Here is a 6,629-nt window from a genome sequence, read left to right on the forward strand (position 1 = left end):
GTTCGGTGGGATACCTGGATCGGTTGGGAGTTTTTGCCGATATCCCCGGCAGCGAATTTCAGCCGCAGCGCAGCGTTCGTCGCGGAGAATTTGCCCGTTGGCTGGTGCTGGCCAACAACGCCATCCACGCCGATGAGCCCAGCCGGCAAATCCGCCTGGGATCCCCCTCGGAACGCCCCCTCTTTTTGGATGTGCCGGAAGAGGATCCCAACTTTCGCTACATTCAAGCCCTGGGAGCTGCCGGCATAATTGCCGGAGATGCCAATCGAGAGTTTCGCCCCAACAGCCTGCTGTCGCGGGCAGAGTTGATCCGCATGAAGGTGCCTCTGGACTTACCTCCCGGCCAGATCAAGGGATCCCAAGCGGAGCTGGAGGAGCGCTGGGGGTTCACCGATGCGGCGCAAATTCCTCCTGAAGCCATTCCTGCTCTGGTAGCGGATCGCAGTCTGGAGAATGCCTCCACCGTGCTGCGCACTTTTGGCCCCATCCGCACCTTCAACCCCTTCGAGCCGGTCAGCCGCGGGGAAGCTGCCATTGCCTTATCGGCTTTTGGGGAACGAACAGCCCAAGACGCCCTACCCCAGCCGCCAGCCCTGCCAGACCCAACCCCTGAGCCTCAGCCTTCTCCCCCTGCCGCAGAACCGGAGCAGACGGCTTCTCCCGAGCCGGATCCCAACCCTGCCTCTCCCTCGAATGCCGTTGATGAGCCCTCTGCGCCGGCCCGCCCCCGTTCCTCGGAAGTTGCCCCAGGGGAGGGCAGGATCGTTACCCCACGCCAAACCCAACCCTGAGGTGAGAGGGATCCCATTGGCGTATGCTGTTGGGCTCTGTCAGCAGATAGAACGCCTCAGAACCCCAGCAGGGATCCCTGCTACGGCTCTTACAAGGAGCAAAAGGAGCCATAACAATAAAAACTATCCCTAACTCCCTTCGGGAGAGGGGCTGTACAGCGCAGAGGACTTCCGCCCCCATTCCCCAGGCGGCTCTAGCTCTTGCCAGTCCCCTGAGCGCCCCTCTGCTGGGGAAAACCCTTGCCGCCCATAGCCTATAGAATGGGGGAAGCCAGCCTTGGAAAACCTGCAGGGATCCCAACTGTGTCCGCCATTGTTCCTGAAATCCGTTCTGCCGATCTGCTGCGCTACACCGTGATTGGGTCGCGGCGGCCCAGCGTGTACTTTTGGGCGGTGGCGCTGACGGGGGGAGGGCTGGGCTTTACCTTGGCCGGCCTTTCCAGCTATCTCCACCGCAATTTGCTCCCCTTTTCCGATCCCGCCAGCCTGGTGTTTATTCCCCAGGGCATTGCCATGCTCTTTTACGGGGTGCTCGGATCCCTGGCGGGGCTATACCAGTGGCTGAGTTTGTATTGGAACTTGGGAGGCGGCTACAACGAGTTCGACCGGCGCACGCAAAAGATAACGCTGGTGCGGCAGGGCTTTCCGGGCAAAAACCGTGAAGTCCGCCTGGAGTATGACTTTGCCGATGTGCAAAGCCTGCGGGTGGAGCTGAGAGAGGGGCTTAACCCCCGCCGAGCCATCTACTTGCGGGTGAAAGGACGTGGCGACATCCCCCTCACCGGCGTAGGCCAGCCACCTCCCCTGACGGAGATCGAAAACCAGGCAGCCGAGATTGCCCGCTTTCTCAACGTCAGCTTAGAGGGCATTTGATTCCCTGCGGTGCCATTGCTTTGACCCCGCCCTGCTGGTCGCTTGAGCGAGACGGAATCCCATCCTTGGGCAACAGTGAAACCATTGAGGGGGATCCAGAACTGTGGAGTCGAATAGAGAGTTGTCGAGATTGTTTTCAATGTAGCGGGATCTCTTCGAGGAATGATCTACCCTTGATGCCAGCGCAGTTGTTGCCTGGGAGAAGCCTGTGATGGCCAACCTGAACCCCTTCATTCCCCTACAGGCCAAGAAGCTGGGGTCTATTCTGTTTCGCCTCTGGCTAACTCTTCTGCTCTCATTGGGCTTGGCCTTGCTCACGTTGCTGCTGACCCCCCATTCCGCTCATGCTGCCCGTGGGCCCCTGTATCGCTTGGGTCGTCCAGAAGGGGCGGTCTCGATTGTGGCTTGGGCAGGCTACATCGAACGGGGGGAAACGGATCCCGCCTATGACTGGGTGACCGAGTTTGAGAAAGAAACCGGCTGCCAAGTCAGCGTTAAGGTGGCGGCAACCTCCGATGAGATGGTAGCCCTGATGAATGAGGGCGGCTTTGATCTGGTGACGGCCTCCGGCGATGCCACCCTACGCCTGATCAAAGGGGAACGGGTACAGCAGATTAACCCCCGCCTGATCCCCAGTTGGGAGACCATCGACCCGCGCCTGCGGGATGCTCCCTGGCATACCGTGGATGGCAAGCATTACGGCGTGCCCTATCAATGGGGATCCAACGTGTTGATGTACAACACAAAGGTTTTCCCGGAACCCCCCACCAGTTGGGATGTGGTGTTTGAAGAAAAAATCCTGCCAGACGGCAAATCCAACAAGGGCCGCATCCAAGCCTACGATGGCTCCATCTACATTGCCGATGCCGCCCTCTACCTGAAGGCCCACCGCCCAGAATTGGGCATCACGGATCCCTACGAGCTGACCCGCGAACAGTTCAATGCTGCTCTAGCTCTATTGCGACAGCAGCGGCAACTGGTTGGACGCTACTGGCACGATGCGGCGGTGCAGGTGGATGACTTTGTCAACGAAGGGGTAGTGGCCTCCAGCTCTTGGCCCTTCCAGGTCAATCTGTTGCGATCCGAAGGTCAACCTGTCGCCAGTGTGATACCGGAAGAGGGAGCCACCGGCTGGGCAGATACAACCATGCTCAGCGCTACCGCCAAACACCCCAACTGTGCCTACCTGTGGATGGAACATTCCTTGAACCCGAAGGTGCAAGGGGATCTGGCGGCTTGGTTTGGGTCGGTGCCGGTGGTGCCAGCCGCTTGTCAGGCCAGTGAGCTGCTGGGGCCAGAGGGATGCAAGACCAATGGCATCGACAATTTTGAGCGCATCTTCTTCTGGAAAACTCCTGTGGCCGATTGTGGCGATGGCCGGATGGATTGCGTGCCCTACTACGAATGGGTGACCAACTACATCGCTGTGATTGGCGGGCGCTAATAGGCCGACCTTGAAGGGATCCCGGATCCCTCTGGGGAGACAGACCCTCGGCCCTGAGGAGCTAGCCCCACGCGCTGCCCAGCACTGCTTTCCAAAACTTCGAGGCAGAGAGAATCCCAAAAACTATGCTTCGCCAGTCTGAGCAGACGCACCCAGGGATCCCTCGACTGCCACCTGAAGTCTTGCCGACTCTGGAAGGAAGGCTTGTGCGGCTGGGAACCCCAAGAACGGGCTTTGCTCCACTGCCTGGATGGAGAGGGTAAAGAGGGGATTGGAGAGGATCCCGGCAAAGATGGTGGCCACCAAAGTGAACACCAGGCCCACCCGCAGAGCCTGCATGCCTTCCGCCTGCCAGTTGGTCTCGGGGTAATTCCGCACCGAAACCGACATCTCCTGCGGCTCTTTCACCACGATGGTTTTCACCACCCGCACGTAGTAGTAGATGGAGATGACGCTGGTGACCAACCCCACCAACACCAAGGTATAGGCCCCCGCCTGCCAACCGGCCCAGAACAGATACAGCTTGCCGAAGAAGCCCGCCAGAGGGGGCAATCCACCCAACGAGAGCAGACAAATGCTCAAGCACAGGGTGAGGAAGGGATCCTTTTGGTAGAGGCCGCTGTACTCGCTAATTTCATCGGTGCCGGTCTTCAGGCTGAACAGGGTGATGCACAAAAAGGCCCCCAGGTTCATGGCCAAATAGACCATCAAGTAAAAGATCAAGCTGGCATAGCCTGCCTCGGTGCCCGCCACCAAGCCAATCAAAACGAAGCCCGCCTGTCCAATGGAAGAATAGGCCAGCAGCCGTTTGAGGCGGGTTTGGGCAATGGCCACCACATTCCCCAGCACCATGGTCAAAATGGCCAGCACCGAGAGCACCGCCCGCCACTCTTCCGTCATGGCCGGAAACACGGTGGCCAGAAAGCGCACCGCCAAGGCAAAGCCTGCCGCTTTGGATCCCACTGACAAAAAGGCCACCACCGGCGTTGGGGATCCCTCGTAGACATCAGGAGTCCACTGGTGGAAGGGCACCGCCGCCAACTTAAACCCGATACCACCAATGCAGAGGACCAAAGCGATGATCCCTGCCAAGCCGGCATCCCCCATAGAGGAGGCAATGGCTTCCAGCTTCGTTTGCCCACCCGAAAGGCCGTAGAGCAGCGACATGCCGTAGAGGAAAATGGCCGTGCTGCTGGCCCCGATCAAGAGATATTTCAGGGCTGCCTCCGAAGAACGCGGATCCCGCTTGGTATAGCCGGCCATCAGGTAGCTGGCGATGCCCAGGGTTTCCAGAGATACAAACACTAGGATCAAGTCCGTCGCCCCGGAGAGGAACATGCCCCCCAAGGTGGCCGTGAGCAGCAACACATAAAACTCGCCTGTGGGCGCTCCGGACTGAGAGATGTAGCGCTCCGCCATCATCACGGTCAGTATCGCCGTCCCCACCACCAGGCCACGGAAGAGAATGCTGACGGGATCCGCTGCAAAGCTGCCCAAGAAGCTCTCCAACTGGGGCTGCTGCCATTGCAACACCAAGGTCACCAAGGCCCCGATCAAGCCAAAGATGGAGAGGGCCGGAAGACTTTTGCGCGCCGCCGAACCACCGACCAAATCCACCACCAAGACGAGCAAGAGGGTGAGGGTAACCACCACTTCTGGCCAAATGGCACCGGCATACAGGTTTCCGGTTGGGGCAAAGACATCCATAGGGGAAGACATGAAGACAGATGAAGGGGATCCACAGCCAGCATACCGCGATTTCTGGTCTCTCTCCCCGCTTCAGGCATCTCTTCTCCCAATCGTCTCCATCAGCGCTCTCAATCTACAGGCTCAGTAGAGCTTGGCGCTGGAGGTGAGCACCAACTTCAGGCGGGCGTGGATCAGATCCAAGTCCGCCAGCCCCAGGTCGATCTCCCCATCGATGACGATGCCGGTGTGGATCAGCCGATCCAACAGTTCCAGCACGGATCCCTCGCGGTGGGGTTGTCCGGGGTAGTAGTCCCCCTGGCGGGGCAGGAGGGTGCCCAGATCTCCGAGCTCCAGGTTCAAATCCGCCGGGTCGATCTCCAACAGGCTGCAGATTTGTCGAATTTGCTCCCGCAAGGCTTGTAGGCTGCTGCCGGCCCGCTCAATCTGCTCTGCAGAAAGGCGCTCGGCCTCCATTTGCCGCACCACCTGCGCCTCCATCAACTGCCGCAACAGCTCCACCAAGGTCAGCACCAGAGAGGCCAAACCGGCTTCCGGGCGTTTCCGGCCAGGGGTGGGCCGAGCCTGGCTCAAGTCTTCCCAGCTGGCGGGACTAATCGAAAGGCGCGGCGGGGGAGGAGAAGCAATCCAACGGTCAAAGGGCTGACAAAGCTGTTCCAGGCTGAGCAAGCGGAGACGGGGATCCCGCGCGACTTCTTCCCTTTCCTCCGGTAGGTTGTAGCCCCAGTCGGCCAAAAACAAGAGAACCTGCTCCAGCTCCGGCACCCTCTGCACCTGGCGCAGCGTTTGCAGGCGATCCTCCACAAACCACAGCTCCTCAGCCGGCAGTTGGGCGGCAGCCAGTAGCCGCTGTAAAGTGGTGGCCTTGGGGGCGCGCACTTCCTTGCCCAGAATGCGGTGGCGCGGCAGTTGGATCCCTGCTCGGCCCAAGAGCTGCTGGATGAACCGTCCCTCTTTGGTGCTGAGGATGGCCAAGCGCGGCTCCCCTGCAGCCTGAACCTGGCATAGCCAAGCCGCCACCCCCGGATAAAAGCGGTGCAGCCCCAGCCACCCCTGCAGATCCTCTGCAATCCAACGATCCCGCACCCGATCCAACGCTTGGATTAGAGAGAGGGCAGGGATCCCTGACTGCTGCAACAACTGCTGACGCCAGCCCGGCCAGTCTTGGCGCAAGTCCTCCTCCCGGATCCCTTCCTGTAGCCCCCACAACAACAGAGGCATCTCCCAACCGGTCTCGATCAGCGGGCGCAGACGGTCAAAAGCAGGACGCAGCGGCTCTAGCTGAGCAGGAGCCAAGCCCCACACCTGAGCACAAACGCGGCAGGAAGAGGCAAAATACTCCGCCCGCCCATCGCAGAGCACGCCATCAAAATCCAGAACCAGAATGCGGGGGGACATTCGCCGGGGCCTAGCGAACTCCATACCTGAGTCCCCCTGGGGGCAAGTTGCAAAAATGGGGCCAGAGGCCAAGTTAATTTAACCAAACTGTTCCACCCGATTGGCCCAACCTAATTGGATTCCAAGATGCGAACCGACTTGATCTCCACTGGATTCAGCGGGCGATCCTGGGGGCCGGTGGGAGCCGTTGCAATTTTATCCAACACATCCTCTCCCTCGATCAATTGCCCGAAGATCGTGTAGTTGGGAGGCAGCGGATAGTCGGCGTGCATGATAAAAAACTGGCTGCCGTTGGTGTTGGGGCCGGCGTTGGCCATAGCCAAAGTGCCACGGCTGTAGGGACGTTGCACCGGCTCATCGGGAAAGCGGTACCCCGGCCCACCCCGCCCTGTACCCGTGGGATCCCCGCCTTGGAT

At 59.9% G+C, this 6,629-nt stretch carries 6 protein-coding genes; 3 read left to right on the forward strand and 3 right to left on the reverse strand.

Going from position 1 to position 6,629, the window contains the following annotated elements:
- From NW856_RS00340 to NW856_RS00350, 3 genes are all read left to right on the forward strand, one after another.
- Window positions 1-791, forward strand: a 791-nt coding sequence (locus NW856_RS00340) for an S-layer homology domain-containing protein (RefSeq protein ID WP_414398496.1), incomplete at its 5' end; no start/stop codon positions are given.
- A 303-nt stretch (window positions 792-1,094) separates the two neighbouring features.
- Complete coding sequence (locus NW856_RS00345) at window positions 1,095-1,664, forward strand: photosystem I assembly protein Ycf4 (RefSeq protein WP_011433078.1); 570 nt, start codon at window positions 1,095-1,097, stop codon at window positions 1,662-1,664.
- A 211-nt stretch (window positions 1,665-1,875) separates the two neighbouring features.
- Entirely contained in the window at window positions 1,876-3,108 is a 1,233-nt protein-coding gene (locus NW856_RS00350) for an ABC transporter substrate-binding protein (protein WP_414398498.1), read from the forward strand.
- A gap of 123 nt (window positions 3,109-3,231) precedes the next feature.
- Here the strand turns inward: NW856_RS00350 and NW856_RS00355 are convergent, their stop codons facing one another.
- The 3 genes from NW856_RS00355 to NW856_RS00365 form a co-directional block, all read right to left on the reverse strand.
- Window positions 3,232-4,815 carry an NAD(P)H-quinone oxidoreductase subunit N gene (locus NW856_RS00355; protein ID WP_414398505.1) on the reverse strand — a complete coding sequence of 528 codons (1,584 nt, stop codon included), beginning with the start codon at window positions 4,813-4,815 and terminating at the stop codon, window positions 3,232-3,234.
- Window positions 4,816-4,938: 123 nt separating this feature from the next.
- Complete coding sequence (gene gvpJ / locus NW856_RS00360) at window positions 4,939-6,213, reverse strand: gas vesicle protein GvpJ (protein ID WP_414398501.1); 1,275 nt, start codon at window positions 6,211-6,213, stop codon at window positions 4,939-4,941.
- Window positions 6,214-6,323: 110 nt separating this feature from the next.
- Window positions 6,324-6,629: peptidylprolyl isomerase (locus NW856_RS00365; RefSeq protein WP_414398504.1), on the reverse strand; the 306-nt coding region annotated here is incomplete at its 5' end.

Source organism: Synechococcus sp. R3-13 (assembly GCF_047462195.1).
Lineage (GTDB): Bacteria > Cyanobacteriota > Cyanobacteriia > Thermostichales > Thermostichaceae > Thermostichus.

Coding starts and splice junctions, on each gene's coding strand:
- NW856_RS00355 (WP_414398505.1), bottom strand. CDS start 4,815: ATGGATGTCTTTGCCCCAACCGGAAACCTGTATGCCGGTGCCATTTGG.
- gvpJ (WP_414398501.1), bottom strand. CDS start 6,213: ATGTCCCCCCGCATTCTGGTTCTGGATTTTGATGGCGTGCTCTGCGAT.
- NW856_RS00350 (WP_414398498.1), top strand. CDS start 1,876: ATGGCCAACCTGAACCCCTTCATTCCCCTACAGGCCAAGAAGCTGGGG.